The 21,317-nt window shown below is 54.6% G+C and carries 18 protein-coding genes; 4 read left to right on the forward strand and 14 right to left on the reverse strand.

Features of this window, described 5'->3' with window-relative positions; all coding sequences use genetic code 11:
- Positions 1-50: 50 nt before the first annotated feature.
- From murG to leuO, 14 genes are all read right to left on the reverse strand, one after another.
- Complete coding sequence (gene murG, locus AC4OVS_RS18570) at positions 51-1,115, reverse strand: undecaprenyldiphospho-muramoylpentapeptide beta-N-acetylglucosaminyltransferase (RefSeq protein WP_491922619.1); 1,065 nt, start codon at positions 1,113-1,115, stop codon at positions 51-53.
- On the reverse strand, positions 1,112-2,356 hold the full coding sequence (ftsW, locus tag AC4OVS_RS18575) for a cell division protein FtsW (RefSeq protein WP_022647044.1): 1,245 nt from the start codon (positions 2,354-2,356) through the stop codon (positions 1,112-1,114). The genes murG and ftsW overlap by 4 nt, the downstream gene beginning before the upstream one ends.
- Positions 2,356-3,672, reverse strand: a complete 1,317-nt coding sequence (gene murD / locus AC4OVS_RS18580; RefSeq protein ID WP_058645808.1) for a UDP-N-acetylmuramoyl-L-alanine--D-glutamate ligase — start codon at positions 3,670-3,672, stop codon at positions 2,356-2,358. Before murD ends, ftsW begins: the two co-directional genes overlap by 1 nt.
- 2 nt (positions 3,673-3,674) lie before the next feature.
- On the reverse strand, positions 3,675-4,757 hold the full coding sequence (gene mraY, locus AC4OVS_RS18585; protein WP_003856353.1) for a phospho-N-acetylmuramoyl-pentapeptide-transferase: 1,083 nt from the start codon (positions 4,755-4,757) through the stop codon (positions 3,675-3,677).
- A complete protein-coding gene (gene murF / locus AC4OVS_RS18590; RefSeq protein ID WP_491922620.1) occupies positions 4,751-6,109 on the reverse strand; it encodes a UDP-N-acetylmuramoyl-tripeptide--D-alanyl-D-alanine ligase in 1,359 nt (452 codons plus the stop codon). The genes mraY and murF overlap by 7 nt, the downstream gene beginning before the upstream one ends.
- Positions 6,106-7,593 carry a UDP-N-acetylmuramoyl-L-alanyl-D-glutamate--2,6-diaminopimelate ligase gene (murE, locus tag AC4OVS_RS18595; RefSeq protein ID WP_491922621.1) on the reverse strand — a complete coding sequence of 496 codons (1,488 nt, stop codon included), beginning with the start codon at positions 7,591-7,593 and terminating at the stop codon, positions 6,106-6,108. Before murE ends, murF begins: the two co-directional genes overlap by 4 nt.
- Positions 7,580-9,346 carry a peptidoglycan glycosyltransferase FtsI gene (ftsI, locus tag AC4OVS_RS18600; protein WP_022647040.1) on the reverse strand — a complete coding sequence of 589 codons (1,767 nt, stop codon included), beginning with the start codon at positions 9,344-9,346 and terminating at the stop codon, positions 7,580-7,582. The genes murE and ftsI overlap by 14 nt, the downstream gene beginning before the upstream one ends.
- Positions 9,347-9,361: 15 nt before the next feature.
- A complete protein-coding gene (ftsL, locus tag AC4OVS_RS18605; protein ID WP_003856363.1) occupies positions 9,362-9,727 on the reverse strand; it encodes a cell division protein FtsL in 366 nt (121 codons plus the stop codon).
- A complete protein-coding gene (gene rsmH / locus AC4OVS_RS18610; RefSeq protein WP_337257903.1) occupies positions 9,724-10,665 on the reverse strand; it encodes a 16S rRNA (cytosine(1402)-N(4))-methyltransferase RsmH in 942 nt (313 codons plus the stop codon). The genes ftsL and rsmH overlap by 4 nt, the downstream gene beginning before the upstream one ends.
- Positions 10,666-10,667: 2 nt before the next feature.
- Entirely contained in the window at positions 10,668-11,126 is a 459-nt protein-coding gene (mraZ, locus tag AC4OVS_RS18615; RefSeq protein WP_014830641.1) for a division/cell wall cluster transcriptional repressor MraZ, read from the reverse strand.
- A 591-nt stretch (positions 11,127-11,717) separates the two neighbouring features.
- Positions 11,718-12,722, reverse strand: a complete 1,005-nt coding sequence (gene cra, locus AC4OVS_RS18620; protein WP_003856369.1) for a catabolite repressor/activator — start codon at positions 12,720-12,722, stop codon at positions 11,718-11,720.
- A gap of 176 nt (positions 12,723-12,898) precedes the next feature.
- Entirely contained in the window at positions 12,899-13,393 is a 495-nt protein-coding gene (gene ilvN / locus AC4OVS_RS18625) for an acetolactate synthase small subunit (protein WP_001252742.1), read from the reverse strand.
- A 1-nt stretch (position 13,394) separates the two neighbouring features.
- Positions 13,395-15,119, reverse strand: coding sequence for an acetolactate synthase 3 large subunit (ilvI, locus tag AC4OVS_RS18630; RefSeq protein ID WP_193132252.1), 1,725 nt, complete (start codon positions 15,117-15,119; stop codon positions 13,395-13,397).
- Positions 15,120-15,495: 376 nt separating this feature from the next.
- A complete protein-coding gene (leuO, locus tag AC4OVS_RS18635; protein WP_022647036.1) occupies positions 15,496-16,440 on the reverse strand; it encodes a transcriptional regulator LeuO in 945 nt (314 codons plus the stop codon).
- A 627-nt stretch (positions 16,441-17,067) separates the two neighbouring features.
- Between leuO and leuL the strand changes: the two genes are divergently transcribed.
- From leuL to leuC, 4 genes are all read left to right on the forward strand, one after another.
- Positions 17,068-17,154, forward strand: a complete 87-nt coding sequence (gene leuL / locus AC4OVS_RS18640) for a leu operon leader peptide (protein WP_057979999.1) — start codon at positions 17,068-17,070, stop codon at positions 17,152-17,154.
- A 91-nt stretch (positions 17,155-17,245) separates the two neighbouring features.
- Positions 17,246-18,817 (forward strand): 2-isopropylmalate synthase, encoded by a 1,572-nt coding sequence (gene leuA, locus AC4OVS_RS18645; RefSeq protein WP_491922622.1) that lies wholly within the window; start codon positions 17,246-17,248, stop codon positions 18,815-18,817.
- Positions 18,817-19,908, forward strand: coding sequence for a 3-isopropylmalate dehydrogenase (gene leuB / locus AC4OVS_RS18650; protein ID WP_022647034.1), 1,092 nt, complete (start codon positions 18,817-18,819; stop codon positions 19,906-19,908). The genes leuA and leuB overlap by 1 nt, the downstream gene beginning before the upstream one ends.
- A gap of 2 nt (positions 19,909-19,910) precedes the next feature.
- Complete coding sequence (gene leuC, locus AC4OVS_RS18655) at positions 19,911-21,311, forward strand: 3-isopropylmalate dehydratase large subunit (RefSeq protein WP_022647033.1); 1,401 nt, start codon at positions 19,911-19,913, stop codon at positions 21,309-21,311.
- Positions 21,312-21,317: the final 6 nt, after the last annotated feature.

The raw sequence follows: 21,317 nt of genomic DNA on the forward strand, positions 1-21,317 counted from the left end.
GCCATCGACTACTTCAAAAAAATCGTGCAGCGCAACACGCGCTGCGAGAATTATGCCTGGGCTGCCAGGCTCACTTCTTTTGCCACCCGTTCCGTTGCATCCGGGATAGCGGTCGCGCGTGCGCGTTGCGCCATCTTCAGTAATACATCCCGGTTCCAGCCCGCCAGGGTAGTGGCGACCGCATCAGCGGTAAATTGTGGCTGCTCAAAAATTTTTGCGGCACCCGCTTTCTCAAGCGGCAGCGCATTCCAGTACTGCTGTCGGTCTTTGTGCTGGAACGGCACAAAAAGCGCTGGCAAACCGGCGGCGGCGATTTCGCTCACCGTCAGCGCGCCCGAGCGACAGACCACGACATCGGCCCAGGCATAGGCTGCGGCCATATCATCAATAAATTCAGTCACTTTATGCTGCGGCTGACCTTCCTGCGCGTAAGCCTGCTCAACGCTCTGCTGAGCGCCCTTCCCGCTCTGGTGCCAGATGGTCACCGCATCACCCAGTTTTGTCGCAACCTGTGGCATCGTCTGGTTTAAAATACGTGCGCCCTGTGAACCGCCGACAACCAGCACGCGCACCGGCCCTTCGCGACCCGCCAGACGCGTATCTGGCAGCGGCAGCGCCAGCACGTCCACACGCACCGGATTCCCTACGACATCCGCTTTCGGGAATGCCCCAGGGAAGGCCTGCATAACTTTGGTGGCGATTTTTGCCAGCCATTTGTTGGTCAACCCGGCAATACCGTTCTGCTCATGCAGAACAACAGGGATGCCCAGTGACCACGCCGCCAGTCCTCCCGGACCGGAAACGTAGCCGCCCATGCCCAGAACGACGTCAGGCTTAAAGCGCTTCATAATGTCGCGCGCCTGACGCCAGGCATTGAAAATGCGCACCGGCGCCAGCAGCAGCGCCTTGATCCCTTTGCCACGAAGGCCAGAAATACGAATAAAGTCGATCTCGATACCGTGTTTAGGTACAAGGTCGGCTTCCATGCGGTCTGCGGTTCCCAGCCAGCGTACCTGCCAGCCCTGTTCCATTAAATGGTGCGCAACCGCCAGTCCCGGGAACACGTGTCCGCCGGTCCCGCCTGCCATCACCATTAACCGCTTCGGTTGATTCATCGTGAACCTCGTGTAAACGCCTGAGCTTTCTCCAGACGCGTTTCATAATCTATGCGTAACAAAAACATGATGGCCGTCGACATGATCAACAGACTCGAACCACCATAACTGATCAACGGCAACGTCAGACCTTTGGTTGGCAGCATACCCGCTGCGGCCCCAACGTTTACCAGTGCCTGGAAGCTAAACCAGATACCAATTGAGCAAGCCAGGAAACCGGAGAAGCGGTGATCGATCTCCAGCGCTTTACGGCCAATCGACATGGCGCGGAAAGCGACGAAGAATACCATTAATAGCGCCAATACCACACCGATATAACCCAGTTCTTCCCCAATAATGGAGAAGATGAAGTCGGTATGCGCCTCCGGTAAATACTCCAGTTTTTGCACCGAGTTGCCCAGGCCTTGGCCCCAGACTTCGCCGCGGCCAAACGCCATCAGCGACTGTGTCAACTGATAACCGCTGCCGAACGGATCTTCCCATGGGTTCCAGAACGAGGTCACACGGCGGATACGGTATGGTTCGGCGAGGATCAGCAGCACCACTGCCGAAATCCCCATCCCGATGATGGCAATGAACTGCCACAGTTTTGCTCCCGCCAGGAACAGCATCGCCAGCGTAGTGACAAACAGTACGACTACCGTACCGAGGTCGGGCTGCGCCAGCAGCAGGATCGCAAGCACCAGAATCACGCCCATCGGTTTTAAGAAGCCGCGCAGGTTGTTACGAACTTCGTCGACTTTACGCACCAGGTAGTTTGCCAGGTAGCAGAACAACGAAAGCTTGGTGAACTCTGCAGGCTGAATACGCAGCGGACCAAAGGCGATCCAGCGTGATGCCCCGTTAACGGAGCTCCCGACGACCAGAACGATCAACAGCATGATGATTGAGGCGATAAGCATGGCCGTACTGTGCCGCTGCCAGAACGACATCGGCAGGCGTAAGGTGATCATTGCCAGGCAGAACGCGAGAATGATGTACAGCCCGTCACGCTTGGCAAACAGGAACGGATCGTTTGCCAGACGCTGTCCGACAGGCATCGACGCCGAGGTGACCATAATAAAGCCGGTCGCTGCCAGCCCCAGCGTGAGCCAGAACAGCGTGCGGTCGTACATAATCAGGCTGTCGGAATCTTTATCCCGTGAAGCCATCACCCAGCCTTTCAGCGCCGTAAACAGCCATACCAGGATACCAAACCCTGGCAGACGCGGCATTTTCAGGCGAGGGAGAGATAAACGCATCAGCCTAACTCCTTCGCCAGGCGGGTAAAGACATCGCCCCGCTGTTCGAAATTCTTAAATTGATCGAGGCTGGCACAGGCTGGCGAGAGCAGCACCATATCGCCGGGCTTCACGCGGGGGGCGATAAGGCGCATCGCCTGTTCCATGGTCTCGGTTTGTTCGGCGACCTCAGGACGCAACGCCGCAAGCTCGCTGCCATCGCGGCCAAAGCAATAAAGGCGCACGTTGTCACCGTTGAGGAACTGCTTCAGCGAGGAGAAATCGGCTGATTTACCGTCGCCGCCCAGCAGCAGATGCAGTGTGCCTTCAACGTGCAGACCGTTCAATGCCGCCTCGGTGCTACCCACATTGGTCGCTTTGGAATCGTTAATCCAGCGTACGCCGTTGTGCTCCAGCGCCAGCTGAAAACGGTGAGCCAGGCCGGTAAAGGTGGTCAGCGCCTTCAGGCTTGAAGATCGCGGCAGACCAACGGCATCCGCCAGCGCCAGCGCCGCCAGGGCGTTGGTGTAGTTATGCTGGCCGGAGAGCATCATCTCTTTCACGTTCAGCACCTTCTCACCTTTCACCCGCAGCCAGGTTTCGCCCTGCTGGCGGTTAAGGTGATAGTCACCCATGTTAATACCGAAGCTAATGCAGCGATCGTCTGCGCCACGCACCGGCATGGTGAGTGCATCATCGGCATTCACCACGCAGACTTTGGCATTTTCATAGACACGCAGCTTGGCCGCGCGGTACTGCTGCAAGCCGAACGGGTATCTGTCCATATGATCTTCGGTGACATTAAGGATCGTCGCTGCCGCCGCATGCAGGCTTGAAGTGGTTTCCAGCTGGAAGCTGGAAAGCTCAAGTACAAACAGCTCACACCCTTTATCGAGCAGCATCAACGCGGGCAGACCAATGTTACCGCCCACGCCGACATTTTTGCCCGCCGCTTTCGCCATCTCACCCACCAGGGTGGTGACGGTGCTTTTACCGTTTGAACCGGTAATGGCAACGATCGGGGCCTGCGCCTCCCGGCAGAACAGTTCGATATCGCCAACAATCTCAACGCCTGCATCCGCCGCGGCACTCAGCGAAGGATGCGCCAGCGCCATGCCCGGGCTGGCAACAATCAGATCGGCGACCAGCAGCCACTCATCATTCAGACCACCCAGGTGGCGTTCAACCTGCTCCGGCAGCTTGTCCAGACCCGGCGGAGAGACGCGCGTATCCATCACGCGCGGCGTCACGCCACGCGCAAGGAAAAAGTCCACGCAGGAGAGGCCGGTAAGGCCCAACCCGATGATAACGACTTTTTTGCCCTGGTAATCTGCCATGATTAACGTACCTTCAGCGTTGCCAGGCCAATCAGCACCAGCATCAGCGAAATAATCCAGAAGCGCACAATGACGCGCGGCTCCGGCCAGCCTTTCAGTTCATAGTGGTGGTGAATCGGTGCCATACGGAAGATGCGCTGGCCGCGCAGCTTGAAGGAACCGACCTGCAAAATCACCGACAGGGTCTCAACCACAAACACACCGCCCATAATCACCAGCAGGAACTCCTGACGCAGCAGCACGGCGATAATGCCCAGCGCGCCGCCCAGTGCCAGTGAACCGACGTCGCCCATAAAGACCTGCGCCGGATAGGTGTTGAACCACAGGAAGCCCAGCCCCGCGCCGACAATCGCCGTACAGACGATCACCAGCTCACCAGCGTGTCGCAGGTACGGGATGTGCAGGTAGTTTGCAAAGTTCATGTTACCGGTCGCCCACGCCACTAGCGCGAAACCGCCCGCGACAAACACGGTTGGCATGATGGCCAGGCCGTCCAGACCATCGGTCAGGTTGACGGCGTTGCCGGTGCCGACGATCACAAAGTAAGCCAGCAGAATGTAGAACAGCCCCAGCTGCGGCATCACGTCTTTGAAGAACGGCACCACCAGCTCGGTGGCCGGGGTGTCTTTTCCTGCCAGGTAAAGCGCGAAGGCCACACCCAGCGCAATTACCGACATCCAGAAATACTTCCAGCGCGCGATCAAACCTTTGGTGTCTTTGCGCACGACTTTGCGGTAGTCATCAACAAAACCGATGATCCCGTAGCCAACCAGAACAGTCAGCACGCACCAGACGTAGGGGTTAGACGGATAAGCCCACAGCAGAACGGACACCACAATCGCGGTCAGGATCATGATCCCGCCCATGGTCGGCGTACCGCGCTTGCTGAAGTGTGATTCCGGACCATCGTTGCGTACAACCTGGCCGAAAGAGAGTTTTTGCAGACGGGCAATCATGCGCGGGCCCATCCACAACGAGATGAACAGCGCAGTCAGCAGGCTGACGATGGCGCGAAACGTCAGATAGGAAAAGACGTTAAAGCCTGAATAATATTTGACCAAATGTTCGGCCAGCCAAACTAACATGTCCCGTTCTCCTGTAATGCGTGCACAACCTCTTCCATGGCGGCACTACGTGAACCTTTAACTAAAACAGTCACAATCTGTTTTTCTGTAATCAATGCCTTCAGGCGTTCGATCAGTGCAGATTTATCGGCAAAATGTTCGCCAACTTCACTGGCATCGGAAATGGCCTTGCTCAGCGTGCCTGCGCTCAGTACGCGGTCAAGCCCGGCAGCTTTCGCCGCTTCGCCAACCTGTATGTGGCAGGCTTCGCTTTCATCACCCAGCTCGGCCATATCGCCCACAACCATCACGCGATAGCCCGGCATCTCAGACAAGACCTGCACGGCCGCCGTCATGGAGCCGACGTTAGCGTTGTAGGAGTCATCCAGCAGGAGTTTGTTTTCAGCCAGCTGGATCGGGAACAGACGCCCCGGCACGGCTTTTAAATTTGCCAGACCAGTTTTTATCGCAGCGTGTGAGGCCCCTACCGCCATTGAGAGCGCTGCCGCAGCAAGCGCATTGGCGATGTTATGACGACCCGGCAGAGGCAGCAGCACGTCGATGTCGCCCGTTGGGGTCGTGAGGGTGAACTCGGTACCGTGTGACGTCACATGAATGTTGGTCGCCGAAAAATCACTGTTTGCCGCATTCGGGGAGAAGCGCCAGGTTTTGCGTGAACCAATGATGCTCTGCCAGTTCAGCCAGTCATTGTTATCGGCATTCATAATGGCGATGCCGTCATCCGGCAGGCCGGTATAAATTTCACCTTTCGCTTTCGCCACACCGGCCAGCGAACCAAAACCTTCAAGATGTGCCGCCGCCAGGTTATTCACCAGCGCCGCTTCCGGACGCGTCAGGCTCACGGTCCAGGCGATTTCGCCTTGATGGTTAGCCCCTAACTCAATCACCGCATATTCATGCTCGTGGGTCAGGCGCAGCAGCGTCATCGGTACACCGATGTCATTATTAAGGTTGCCCGCCGTATAAAGCGTGTTTCCGCACTGGCTAAGGATCGCCGCCGTCATCTCTTTAACGGAGGTTTTGCCCGACGAGCCCGTCAGCGCCACGACGCGTGTTGGCACCTGCTGGCGAACCCATGCCGCCAGCTCACCAAACGCCAGGCGCGTATCTTTCACCACAATCTGCGGCAAATCGATATCGAGCTTACGGTTGACCAGCAGCGCACCCGCGCCGTTATCTTTAGCCTGTTGCGCAAAATCGTGGGCGTCAAAACGTTCACCCTTCAGCGCCACAAACAGGCAGCCCGCCGTCACCTTACGGGTGTCGGTGGTCACAGCCTCGATGGTCAGATTCTGACCATGCAGCATCCCCTGCAATACCGCAGCGGCCTGGCTTAACGTAATGCTAATCATGCCACCACTCCCAGCAGACGCGCTGCCGTCACGCGGTCGGAGTAATCCAGACGACGATTGCCGACGATCTGATAATCTTCATGACCTTTACCGGCCAGCAGAACCACATCGTTCTCCTGCGCCTGCATAATGGCGTTAGTCACGGCCTCCGCACGGCCTTCGACCACGCGCGCACGCCCAGCATCCAGCATGCCCGCCAGAATGTCGTTGATAATGGCCCTCGGCTCTTCGGTACGCGGGTTGTCATCGGTCACCACGGGAATATCCGCGAACTGCTCAGCGATGGCGCCCATCAGCGGACGTTTGCCCTTGTCGCGATCGCCACCGCAGCCAAACACGCACCAGAGCTTGCCTGCGCAGTGCAGACGCGCCGCTTCCAGCGCTTTTTCCAGCGCATCCGGCGTATGGGCGTAATCCACGACCACCGTCGGCTTGCCCGGCGCACTGAACACTTCCATGCGGCCACAGACCGGTTGCAAACGCTCAGACGTTTTCAGCAGATCCACCATCGGGTAACCCAGCGCCAGCAGCGTCGCCAGCGCCAGCAGCAGGTTACTGACGTTGAAAGCCCCCATCAGGCGGCTTTCAATTTCACCTTCGCCCCAGGTGGAAGCAAAGCGGATCGTCGCCCCGCTATCGTGGTAGTTCACTTCGACTGCCTTCAGCCAGCGGCCACGACAGTTCGGATTAATGCGATCTTCCATCGACACCGCCACCGCATCTGGCAGTTTTTCCAGCCAGCGGCGACCGACTTCGTCGTCGGCGTTAATGATCGCCTGCCCGTGGTGGTGAGTGGAATAAAGCAGCCATTTCGCCGCTTCGTAGTGCTCCATATCACCATGATAATCAAGGTGATCGCGGCTCAGGTTTGTAAAGACAGAGGCGGCAAATTTCAGTGCCGCCACGCGATGTTGTACCAGACCATGGGAGGAGACCTCCATCGCCGCGAAGGTCGCCCCCTGCTCTGCAAGGCCTGCCAGCATACGCTGCACGTCAACCGCCGAGCCTGTAGTGTTTTCCGTCGGGCTTACTTTGCCCAGAATACCGTTCCCCACCGTGCCCATGACGGCACCGGTTTCACCCAGCAGCTGAGCCCATTGCGCCATCAGCTGAGTGGTGGTGGTTTTTCCGTTGGTTCCTGTCACGCCAACAAGCTTTAACTGGTCGGAAGGTTCGTTGTAAAAACGTCCTGCCAGCGCGGAGAGGCGCTCATTCAGCTGGCTGAGATAGATGACCGGCACGCCGTGCATTTCACGGATCTCACCGTCTGTTGCCTCATCTTTGGCCTCAGCAATAATGGCAGCAACACCTTGCGCAATCGCCTGCGGGATATAACGACGCCCGTCCGCCTGATGACCTACCACTGCCACAAAAAGATCGCCAGAAGCCGCTAAGCGGCTATCCAGTACCATCTCTCGCAGTGCTCGCGCAGGTAGCATAGGCACCCACGGAGCAAGAAGGTCGCGCAAATTACGATCTGCCACCTGTTCCCTCGCCTTGATTAATTACAAATTCACTTTTTTCGCCCGTCGCCAGCGCATCCGGTTCAATGTTCATGGTGCGCAACACGCCGCCCATAATAGCCCCGAACACAGGCGCGGAGACGGCGCCGCCGTAGTATTTACCCGCCTGCGGATCGTTGATGACGACCACCAGCGCAAAACGCGGATTGCTTGCAGGCGCTACGCCTGCGGTATAGGCAATGTATTTGTTGATATAGCGGCCGTCCGGCCCCACTTTTTTCGCTGTACCGGTTTTGATGGCGATACGATAGCCCTTAATCGCGGCCTTCACGCCACCACCACCGGGCAGCGCGACGCTTTCCATCATATGTACGACGGTACGAACGATAGATTCCGGGAAAACACGTTCCCCCGGAACCGGTGGATCAACTTTGGTGATCGACAGCGGGCGATAAATGCCATAGCTGCCAATCGTTGCGTAGACTCGCGCTAACTGTAAGGGAGTTACCATTAGCCCGTAGCCGAAAGAGAAGGTGGCCCTCTCTATGTCAGACCACCGTTGTTTTTGAGGATATAAGCCACTGCGTTCTCCGACCAACCCCAAATTGGTCGCCTTTCCCAGCCCAAAACGTGAGTAAGTATCTACTAACGCTGAGGACGGCATCGCTAACGCCAGTTTTGACACACCGACGTTACTCGACTTCTGTAAGACCCCGGTCAGGGTCAGTTCGCTGTAACGTGCCACGTCTTTTATTTCGTGGCCGTTAATTCGATAAGGGATCGTATTCAGAACGGTATTTTCGTTGACGATGCCCCGCTGTAGAGCCGTCATCACCACCATAGGTTTTACGGTTGAACCGGGTTCAAACACATCGGTGATGGAGCGGTTACGCATCGCATCTTTTGCTGTACCGGCAAAATTATTCGGGTTGTATGAGGGACTACTGGCCATCGCTAGCACTTCACCTGTCGCCACATCCACCAGCACGGCACTGCCCGATTCCGCCTTGTTAAACGCGACGGCGTTGTTCAGCTCACGATAGACCAGCGCCTGCAAGCGCTCATCAATACTCAGGGCCAGGTTGTGCGCGGCCTGGCTGTCTGTCGAGGAAATATCTTCAATGACGCGACCATAGCGGTCTTTACGCACGATTCGCTCGCCAGGCTGGCCGGTAAGCCACTTGTCGAAGCTTTTTTCAACGCCTTCAATCCCCTGGCTATCCACGTTGGTGAAGCCAATCAGGTGCGCGGTGACTTCGCCGGAAGGATAATAACGGCGGGATTCTTCCCGCAGATGAATGCCGGGCAGCTTAAGTTTTTTAATGTAATCAGCCATATCAGGGTTCACCTGACGGGCAAGATAGATGAAGCGCCCTTTCGGGTTGGCGTTAACGCGTGACGCCAGCTGATCCAGCGGCATTTTCAACGCGTCTGAGAGCGCCTTCCAGCGGTTATCAAGGGTGATCCCGCCTGCGTCATGCAGCTCTTTAGGATCGGCCCAGATCGCCTTCACCGGCACGCTCACCGCCAGCGGGCGGCCGGAGCGGTCGGTGATCATCCCACGAGAGGTAGAAACTTCCTGCACGCGCAGAGAACGCATATCCCCCTGACGCACCAGCATGTCAGGCGCGATGATTTGTAGCCACGCCACGCGTCCCAGCAGGAAACCCAGCGCCAGTAGAATGCAGCCGCAAAGCAACGCAAAACGCCAACTGATAAAGTTGGCCTGTTCTTCCTGGCGTTTTGGTTTTAGCGTTTTTGCCGCTGCTTTCATGCGTCGCGTTTTCCCTTATTTTTGTACTACGATATTTTCCTGCGAAGGATCAACATGCTGTAATTGCAGTTTTTCCGTTGCGATCCGTTCAACCCGGCTGTGATCGCCGAGCGCGTTTTCTTCAAGGATCAGATTTCGCCATTCAATATCCAGCGCATCGCGTTCCAGTACCATCTGTTCGCGCTGCGCAGTTAACAAACGGGTATGGTGAGCGGTGGTTACCACCATGACTGCCGTCACAATGATGCAAATGAACAAGCAGAGTGGCAGCTTCCCAAACCGCAAAAGATCGTCGCCGATCACGCCAGGCAAGGCATGGCGCTCGTTGCTTCCTAACGATCCCTTAACTTTGCTTAGGGTCTCTGTCACTCTGCTGATCATGCGTTCGTCCTCTCTGCAATACGCAGCACTGAACTACGGGCACGTGGATTCTCTGCCACCTCTTCTTCGCCCGGCATCAACTTGCCTAATGCTCGCAACTGACGGCCTCCCAGCTTTCTGAGTTGTTCTTCCGTCATCGGCAGCCCAGCTGGAACCTGCGGACCGCGGCTCTGTTCACGCATAAAGCGCTTAACGATGCGATCTTCCAGCGAATGGAAGCTGATGATGGATAACCGCCCACCCGGGGCCAGCACGTCGAGCGAGCTTTTTAGCGCCAGCTCTATTTCCTCCAGTTCACTGTTTACCCAGATACGAACCGCCTGGAAGGTACGGGTCGCAGGATGTTTGTGCTTGTCCTTCACTGGCGTTGCCGCCGCGATGACTTCTGCCAGCTCTTTGGTACGGGTCATTGGCTCAACGCGGTTGCGCTCCACGATGGCGCGCGCAATACGTTTGCCAAAGCGTTCTTCGCCGAAGGTTTTGATCACCCAGGCAATATCCGCTTCGTCAGCAGTTTGTAACCACTCGGCGGCAGACTGGCCGCGGGTGGGGTCCATACGCATATCCAGCGGACCGTCGCGCATAAAGGAGAAGCCGCGTTCTGCATCATCAAGCTGTGGTGAAGAGACGCCAAGATCGAGGAGGATCCCGTCGATTTTGCCGGTCAGGCCGCGCTCGGCGACATAATCCGCAAGCGCAGAGAAAGGTCCATGCACGATGGAAAAGCGAGGGTCATCGATGGTTTGCGCAACGGCAATCGCCTGCGGATCGCGGTCAATTGCCAGCAGGCGCCCTTCCGCTCCAAGCTGAGAGAGGATCAAACGCGAGTGGCCACCGCGACCAAAAGTGCCATCAATATAGATGCCATCTGGATGAATATTCAGGCCGTTAACGGCCTCATCCAGCAGCACCGTTGTATGTTTATAATTTTCCATCATATTTATAGAGACAAGTCCTGCAGCCGTTCCGATAATGTTGCGGAATCAGACTGCTCAGCGTCGATATCTTCCTTGACCTGTTGATACCAGGTCGTTTCGTCCCACAGTTCAAACTTGTTGAACTGCCCGACCAGCATCACTTCTTTAGTCAGACCGGCATGTTGCCGCAACACAGGCGCAATCAATAATCGCCCGGCGCTATCCATCTGACATTCACTGGCATGTCCCAATAACAACCGCTGTACGCGGCGTTCCTGCGGGTTCATGCTCGACAGTCGCGACAGCTTTTGCTCAATGATTTCCCATTCAGGCAAAGGATAAAGCAGCAGGCAGGGGGAGTTGATGTCAATGGTGCAAACCAGTTGACCCGAAGCGTTCTCAATCAGCTGGTCACGGTATCGGGTTGGTACCGATAAACGCCCTTTGCTGTCGAGATTGACTAACGTTGCTCCACGGAACATGCCAGCCTCACCCCTTCTCACCACTTTAACCCACAAATTCCCACCTGAAGGAGTTTACGGAGCGAGGGAAAAGCTTGTCAAGCCAGGACTCTCTCTGTACGGACCCGAAAGCATCCTATTTACAGAGCAAGAGTGACCTGGCTAATAACTAAACAACTGGCGAGGCAAAATTAACGTTATGAATATTTGTAAGAAAAAAACCGAATATGCACACGAGCGTTAAGACTCACTCAATATCATCGCAGGGAAATATAAAGTGTCAGTTTGCGACGCGGGCAGCATTTTAAGGCATATCGCCGGGGGATAACAGCACCAGTTTAATCCCGAGGCAATATGGATTCGTTCGTGTACATTGAGGCCTGGAGGGAGAGTGAAAAATGGCTGAATATTCATCGGCTGGCGCCTGTTTGTAACAAAACAATACAAAGAAATGTCAGTCAAAAATTTATAATTGTGCTTTTTAACACCAAAATGGATTCAGAAAAATAGCAGGCTATGAATCTTAGAGATAAATCCTAATTTTTATCCGGGAATTATTTATCGCAATAAATTCGCCGCAAAAGGGGCAGTTATACCGCCCCTGTGGAAATATTAATGGCGGCTCAAAATTCCGCGCCGATAGAGATTACGTTTGATACGCGTAAGCCCGGGTTTCGGCTTGCGGGGTTCATCCAGGCTTGCCAGAACAATCTCCAGCACGCGCTCGGCGACGTCGCGGTGACGCTGAGCCACCGCCAGCACTGGACATTGCAGGAAGTCGAGCAGTTCGTTATCACCGAAGGTAGCAATCGCCAGATCGGATGGCAGCTTGCCATCGCGACGTAACGTCACGTCCATCACTCCCTGCAACAGAGCAAACGAGGTGGTAAACAACGCCTGCGGCATCGGGTGCGTTTCCAGCCATTTCTCGAACAGCTGGGCAGCCGCTTCGCGCTCATAACTGTTGGCATAGAGATAATGAACGTCACGCGGATCGTCTTTCCATGCCGTACGGAACCCTTGTTCACGCAGGAAGCTTACCGAAAGTTCAGGCAAAGCGCCAAGATACAGCACCGTTTCAGCCGGGAAGGTACGCAGCTCGGCAGCCAGCATTTCTGCATCGTCCTGATCGGCACCCACGACGCTGGTGAAATGTTCACGATCGAGCGCACGATCCAGCGCCACTATCGGGAACGGATCGTTCGCCCAGCGCTGATAGAACGGATGCTCGGGTGGTAAAGAGGTCGACACGATGATGGCATCAACCTGACGTTGCAGCAGATGCTCAATGCAGCGCATCTCGTTGTCGGGCTGATCCTCGGAGCAGGCAATCAACAGCTGATAGCCCCGCTGACGAGCCTGACGTTCCAGATAGTTGGCGATGCGGGTATAGCTGGTGTTTTCCAGGTCCGGGATCACCAGGCCAATAGAGCGGGTGCGCCCGGCACGTAAACCTGCGGCGACAGCATTCGGATGGTAATTATGCTCACGAACGACTGCCATCACTTTCTCAACGGTCTTATCGCTGACACGATACTGCTTTGCTTTACCGTTAATCACATAGCTGGCCGTGGTTCTCGACACGCCGGCGAGCCGGGCGATTTCATCCAGTTTCACAATTGCCCCTCAAAAAAAGAAAAGAGTCCATGGCCCTGTCAAGGTTATGGTTAAATATTTTAACATCTAAACGCAGAATAGCCTTCACGGCAACCGCTTTTGTCTGCGTTGTCGGCGGATTACGCAAAAAAAAGCCCGGCTTTGGCTACCGGGCTGAAAGAGGCGAACCTATTGCGCTACTCACGCATGATTTTATCGCCGCGCGAGAGGCCAACAACGCCAGAGCGCGCAACTTCAACAATTTTTGCCACATCCCTGACAGAGGCCAGGAAAGCGTCCAGCTTATCGCTCGTTCCGGCAAGCTGGACAGTATATATAGAAGGCGTGACGTCAATAATCTGCCCACGGAAAATATCCGTGTTGCGCTTGACCTCTTCACGGCCGTAACCGCTGGCCTGAATTTTCACCAGCATCACTTCACGTTCGACGTAAGCACCCTGCCCCAGCTCGCTGACGCGCAGTACGTCCACCAGCTTGTGCAATTGCTTTTCGATCTGCTCAAGCACTTTCGCATCGCCGACAGTCTGGATCGTCATGCGCGAGAGCGTAGGGTCATCGGTCGGTGCCACGGTCAGGCTTTCAATGTTATAGCCGCGCTGGGCAAAGAGCCCAATAACCCGCGACAGTGCGCCCGACTCATTTTCCAGTAATACAGATAATATCCGGCGCATATCAGGTTCTCTCCGTTTTGCTTAACCACATTTCATCCATACCACCGCCACGAATATGCATCGGATAAACGTGCTCTGTGCCATCGACGATAACGTCCATGAAGACGAGGCGATTGTTTTTAACGTGCTCAAGCGCTTCGCCGAGCTTCGCTTCCAGCTCTGACGGATTGGTTACCCGCATGCCAATATGACCATAGGCTTCAGCCAGACGGACAAAGTCCGGAAGTGATTTCATATAGGACTGGGAGTGACGGCCCGAATAAATCATATCCTGCCACTGTTTTACCATGCCGAGGTAACCGTTATTCAGGTTCAGCACCAGCACTGGCAGTTCATATTGCAGCGCAGTAGAAAGTTCCTGAATATTCATCTGTATACTGCCGTCACCCGTTACGCAAATAACCGTTTCGTTTGGCAACGCCAGCTTTACCCCCAGCGCGGCGGGCAAACCAAAGCCCATCGTGCCGAGCCCGCCTGAGTTGATCCAGCGACGCGGTTTATCAAACGGGTAATACAGCGCAGCAAACATCTGATGCTGGCCCACGTCAGAAGTGACATACGCATCGCCATTGGTCAGACGCCAGATCGTCTCGATCACCGCCTGCGGTTTGATGTTCTCACTTTGCGTGTCGTATTTAAGGCACTGACGGCCACGCCATTGCTCGATTTGTTGCCACCAGTCGCGGATCTCGTCCAGCGGTTGAGAGGCGGTCTCCTGCGCCAGCAGATCCAACATTTGATCCAGCACCTGTCGTGCGTCTCCCACGATCGGCACATCCGCCGGCACCGTTTTAGAGATAGAAGTAGGATCGATATCAATGTGCAGCACCGTCGCATTCGGGCAGTATTTCGCCAGGTTGTTTGTGGTGCGATCGTCAAAACGCACGCCGACGGCAAAAATCACGTCAGAATTGTGCATCGTCATATTGGCTTCGTAGGTGCCGTGCATACCCAGCATGCCCAGCGCCTGCCGATGCGTGGCAGGGAATGCCCCCAGCCCCATCAGTGATGACGCAACAGGAAGATTGAGCTTCTCGATCAGTTCGCGTAGTTGCGTTTCGCAGGCTGCATTGACGGCGCCGCCCCCCACATAGACCACCGGTTTTTTCGCAGACAGCAGCGTTTGCAGCGCACGTTTAATCTGTCCTTTGTGCCCTTGCGTGGTCGGATTATACGAACGCATGCTCACCGACTCAGGCCAAAGGTAAGGCAGTTTATTCCCCGGATTGAGAATATCTTTTGGCAGATCGACAACCACTGGCCCAGGACGACCGCTGGCGGCCAGCCAGAAGGCTTTTTTCAGTACGCCCGGGATATCTTCAGTTTGTTTAACCAGAAAGCTGTGCTTCACCACGGGGCGTGAGATCCCCACCATGTCGCACTCCTGAAACGCATCATAGCCAATCAGCGACGTCGCCACCTGTCCGGAAAGAATGACCAGTGGAATAGAGTCCATATACGCAGTCGCTATGCCGGTAATGGCATTGGTCGCCCCCGGCCCGGAAGTGACCAGCACAACACCCACTTCGCCCGTGGCGCGGGCCAGGCCGTCAGCCATATGCACAGCAGCCTGTTCATGACGAACCAGAACATGATCAATACCGCCTACCGTGTGCAGCGCGTCGTAAATATCGAGAACCGCGCCTCCGGGATAGCCGAACACTTGTTTCACGCCCTGATCGATAAGCGATCGGACGACCATTTCCGCGCCAGACAACATCTCCATGCTTTGCCTCCAGGCTTTTGTTATAGACGGTCTACAGAATTCATTTCCGCGCCGTCTTCTGACAGGGTAAACCCATCTTATAATGTGCAGAGTGATGGATACCTTAACCGCTCGTTATGAGGCAGGCAATTAGCAAACGGGATGCGGGAATGAGCAATAAAAGCAGAAAAAACAGCTGACAGACATGAATATGGTGAATTCGTCTGGTATGAGTGGAGACAATAATAATTCATCTCTTAAAAAGAGGATGGATCAGGAAATCATCTATTTTTGAGCATGCATAAGTAACTGAAAAAATGAACACAGAACATAATATCGCCAGTTTTAAAAACCGCAGAATAAACCGCATGACGCCATGCGGTTTATTCACCAGAACCTAGCGACGGCAAATATTGATCAGCAGCTCTTCCATCCACTGATGCCCTTTATCCCGACCCGCAGCCTCATGCCAGGAAAGATAACAGGTACGGCTATTAAGCTTGAGCGGCAGAGGTAAAATTTGCAGATTCAGTGAATCGGAGAACTCTTCAGCAAGCCAGCGCGGCGCAATAGCGACTAACTGCGTCTGAGAAACGACATTTAATACGCTGACCATGGCCATTCCCTGATAAGCCACGCTGGCTTGTTTATCGGCGGTGTCATACCACGGCTGACTGAATGAGGCATATCTGTCAAGAGCAACAACGGCGTGTTGCTCACTGTAAACATCGCTTTCACGCAGCGGCGAATTCATACGGGGATGTTTTTTACTGGCGACTAACACCATTTCGTCTTTGAACAACGGAACACAGGCAAACTCTGGACGGCGGAACTCTTCGTATCCCAGAACAAACTCTGTTTCCTGATAACGAAGCTGGTGTTCAGTGTTTTGATTTAATGATGATTTAAAAACGAGATGAATATTTGGGGCGATCTGTTCAACTTTATTATATATAACAGACGTCAAATAATTATCTAACGGACTGCAAACACAGAGATGGAAAACCCGCTCACTGCTTAAGGGTTCAAAGCCCGAACCGGGAAGTTCATTTTGAACCAGCTGTAGCGCCTGACGAATCGAACCGAATAGCTGGAATGCACGCGCTGTGGGCTGAATTCCCCTCCCATAACGAACGAATAACTCGTCGTTAAACATCACCTTAAGTCTGGCTACGGCATTACTCACGGCAGGCTGAGACATTCCCAGAGATTGCGCTGCTCGCGTAATATTCTGCTCCTGCATCACTGCATCGAATACAGTTAACAAGTTAAGATCCACTGTGCGTAACTGAGGCTTAACCCCATCATAAGTCTGTGGTTGGTTAATATTATTTTCTGGCATTTCTGACTCCACCGTCACGCTAAATTCCCTTTGCCCAGGTACAGTAATAACTTCGAAAAATATGATTTACCATGCATATACAACAAGCGAAAGGAAATTATTTAAAATTCGGAATATATAAAGAGCCCCATTCACCGAGCGGCTTTACGCACCCCATAAATGAAGAGTTAAAAATCGTTCAAAAGATATCTCAAACTTTATTGTGAGCATGAAACCATAAACCAGACAAATACACAATCAACGCTCTCATTAATAATGACTTAAGCGTTATTAAACTATTAATAGTATACAACGCATATTCATTAACAAATTGATATCAATTTTGATAACTTACTTACCCGTAAATCATTCATGAAGTTTATAAATCAATGATATGAAACACATTCCATTTCTTAGCATGTTGATGAAAATAGTATGTTCAATTGCTACCAATTATATTCAAATTATTCCAGAGATGAATCCACAGTCCAATAATAGACAATAAAATCGGTTAGCCACGCAAAAACCAGCACAATTAGCTAATGTATTCTCCCTGCGTTGGGTCCCCGTTTTGTCGGGGAGGGGTTGACATGAGTCGGCGTATCCAGTACCACTAAAAGCCTATCGCATTCACCTGGAGCAGGATTCATGATTCGCACCCTTCGTTTCACCGGTCTACTACTACTAAACGCATCCACTGTGCGCGGTAGACTGGCGGGCGAAATTCAGCGTTGAATCGTCTTCAGTAAAACTAAAAACCCGCGCCACTGCGCGGGTTTTTTTATGCTCGTAGCAAGGCGCCCTAAGACTGACAAGGACCTAACCCATGAGCCAGCAAGTCGTTATTTTCGATACTACTTTACGTGACGGTGAACAGGCATTACAGGCGAGCCTGAGTGTTAAAGAAAAACTGCAAATTGCGCTGGCCCTGGAACGCATGGGTGTAGACGTAATGGAGGTCGGTTTTCCTGTCTCCTCGCCGGGTGATTTTGAGTCAGTGCAGACCATCGCCCGCACCATCAAAAACAGCCGCGTGTGCGCTCTGGCTCGCTGCGTTGAGAAAGATATCGATGTGGCCGTGGAATCCCTGAAAGTTGCAGAAGCTTTCCGTATCCATACTTTTATTGCCACCTCCCCCATGCACATTGCAACCAAGTTGCGCAGCACGCTGGATGAAGTGATCGAACGTGCGGTGTATATGGTTAAACGGGCGCGTAACTACACTGACGACGTGGAATTTTCCTGTGAAGATGCAGGCCGCACGCCGATTGACGATTTGGCCCGTGTAGTGGAAGCCGCTATTAATGCCGGAGCCAGAACCATCAACATCCCGGATACCGTCGGCTACACCATGCCGTTTGAGTTTGCCAACATCATTACCGGTCTGTATGACCGCGTACCAAATATTGATAAAGCCATTATCTCTGTACACACCCACGATGACCTGGGCCTGGCCGTTGGCAATGCTATCGCGGCGGTGCACGCCGGCGCGCGTCAGGTAGAAGGCGCGATGAACGGCATCGGCGAACGCGCAGGCAACTGTTCGCTGGAAGAAGTGATCATGGCGATCAAAGTGCGCAAAGACATCATGGACGTGCACACACGCATTAATCACAACGAAATCTGGCGCACCAGCCAGACCGTCAGCCAGATTTGCAACATGCCGATCCCGGCCAACAAAGCGATTGTCGGTACGGGCGCGTTCGCTCACTCTTCCGGTATTCACCAGGATGGCGTGCTGAAGAACCGTGAAAACTACGAAATCATGACTCCGGAATCCATCGGTCTGAACCAGGTTCAGTTGAACCTGACCTCACGCTCTGGTCGCGCGGCAGTGAAGCACCGTATGGAAGAGATGGGCTACAAGGACAGCGATTACAACATGGATCAGCTGTACGACGCCTTCCTGAAGCTGGCGGACAAGAAGGGCCAGGTGTTTGATTACGATCTGGAAGCGCTGGCATTCATCAACAAACAGCAGGAAGAGCCAGAGCACTTCCGTCTGGACTACTTCAACGTCCAGTCCGGCTCAAGCGACATCGCCACCGCCTCCGTGAAGCTGGCCTGCGGGGATGAAATTAAAGCGGAAGCCGCCAACGGCAACGGCCCTGTGGATGCCATTTACCAGGCGATTAACCGCGTCACTGAGTACGACGTAGAGCTGGTGAAATACGACCTGACGGCTAAAGGGCACGGTAAAGACGCCCTGGGTCAGGTGGATATCGTCGTCAATTATAACGGTCGCCGCTTCCACGGTGTGGGTCTGGCGACAGATATCGTCGAATCCTCCGCGAAAGCGATGGTGCATGTCCTGAACAACATCTGGCGCGCCGCCGAAGTCGAAAAAGAGTTGCAACGCAAAGCTCAGAATAAAGAGAACAACAAGGAAACCGTGTGATGTCGAAGAATTACCATATTGCTGTGTTGCCGGGTGACGGTATTGGCCCGGAAGTGATGGCACAGGCGCTGAAAGTACTGGAAGCCGTTCGTTCGCGTTTTGCGATGAAAATTACCACCAGCCACTACGATGTGGGCGGTATTGCGATTGATAACCACGGTACGCCATTGCCGAAAGCCACTGTGGAAGGCTGTGAAAATGCCGATGCCGTGCTGTTTGGCTCCGTGGGCGGCCCTAAGTGGGAACATTTGCCGCCAGCAGAGCAGCCGGAGCGCGGTGCGCTGCTGCCGCTGCGTAAACATTTCAAACTGTTCAGCAACCTGCGTCCGGCGAAGCTGTACCCGGGGCTGGAAGAGTTCTGCCCGCTGCGCGCGGATATCGCGGCCAACGGTTTCGACATTCTCTGCGTGCGTGAGCTGACCGGCGGCATCTACTTCGGTCAGCCAAAAGGTCGCGAAGGCAGCGGTCAGCATGAGAAAGCGTTTGATACCGAGGTCTATCACCGTTTTGAAATTGAACGTATCGCCCATATCGCGTTTGAGTCAGCGCGCAAACGCCGCCGTAAAGTGACCTCGATTGATAAAGCGAACGTGCTCCAGTCTTCCATTTTGTGGCGCGAAATCGTCAGTGAAGTCGCTAAGCAGTACCCGGACGTTGCGCTGTCGCATATGTATATCGACAACGCAACGATGCAGCTGATCAAAGATCCGTCTCAGTTTGACGTGTTGCTGTGCTCCAACCTGTTCGGCGATATTCTCTCGGATGAATGCGCCATGATCACTGGCTCCATGGGCATGCTGCCCTCGGCCAGCCTGAACGAAGAAGGCTTTGGCCTGTACGAACCGGCGGGGGGCTCCGCGCCGGATATCGCAGGCAAAAACATCGCCAACCCGATTGCGCAGATCCTCTCCCTGGCTCTGCTGCTGCGCTACAGCCTGGATGCAGGCGATGCAGCAACCGCAATTGAAAACGCCATTAACCGGGCGTTAGAAGAAGGCGTCCGTACCGGTGATTTAGCACGCGGCACGGCGGCAGTCAGTACCGATGAAATGGGCGACATCATTGCCCGCTATGTCGCTGAAGGGGTGTAATCATGGCTAAGACGTTATATGAGAAGTTGTTTGATGCGCACGTTGTTTACGAGACGCCAGACGAAACCCCACTGTTGTACATCGACCGTCATCTGGTACACGAAGTGACGTCTCCTCAGGCATTTGACGGCCTGCGTGCGCACAAGCGCCCGGTGCGTCAGCCGGGTAAAACCTTTGCCACGATGGATCACAACGTTTCCACCCAGACCAAAGACATTAATGCATCTGGCGAGATGGCGCGTATTCAGATGCAGGAGCTGATTAAGAACTGTAACGAGTTTGGCGTGGAGCTGTACGATCTGAACCACCCCTATCAGGGCATCGTCCACGTAATGGGGCCTGAACAGGGTATTACTCTGCCGGGCATGACCATTGTCTGCGGCGACTCCCACACCGCGACGCACGGCGCATTTGGCGCCCTGGCGTTCGGGATTGGCACCTCTGAAGTGGAACACGTTCTGGCGACGCAGACCCTGAAGCAGGGCCGCGCCAAAACCATGAAGATTGAAGTGAAGGGGAAAGCCGCGCCGGGTATCACCGCGAAAGATATCGTGCTGGCGATTATCGGCAAAACCGGCAGTGCAGGCGGTACCGGTCACGTCGTTGAGTTCTGCGGCGACGCTATCCAGGCGCTGAGCATGGAAGGTCGTATGACCCTGTGCAACATGGCCATTGAAATGGGTGCCAAAGCAGGCCTGGTGGCCCCAGACGACACCACCTTCAACTATGTGAAGGGGCGTCTCCATGCGCCGAAAGGACAGGATTTTGACGACGCGGTAGCGTACTGGAAAACCCTGAAAACGGACGAGGGGGCAATTTTTGATACCGTTGTGACGTTGCAGGCGGAAGAGATCGCCCCGCAAGTCACCTGGGGCACCAACCCGGGCCAGGTCATTTCCGTCAACGACAGCATTCCTGACCCGGCTTCCTTCGCCGATCCGGTCGAGCGCGCGAGTGCGGAAAAGGCGCTGGCCTATATGGGGCTGAAACCCGGCGTACCGCTGACCGACGTGAGCATTGATAAAGTGTTCATCGGCTCCTGCACTAACTCCCGTATCGAAGATTTACGCGCTGCGGCAGAAATTGCAAAAGGCCGCAAAGTGGCACCGGGCGTGCAGGCGCTGGTTGTGCCGGGCTCCGGTCCGGTGAAAGCCCAGGCGGAAGCGGAAGGTCTGGATAAGATCTTTATCGAAGCAGGCTTCGAGTGGCGCCTGCCCGGCTGCTCCATGTGTCTGGCGATGAACAACGACCGCCTGAATCCGGGCGAGCGCTGTGCCTCCACCAGCAACCGTAACTTTGAAGGCCGTCAGGGCCGCGGTGGGCGCACCCACCTGGTCAGCCCGGCAATGGCCGCCGCTGCGGCAGTCACCGGTCATTTCGCCGATATTCGCAGCCTGAAATAAGGAGAC

Source organism: Enterobacter sp. 4974935, from assembly GCF_058661735.1.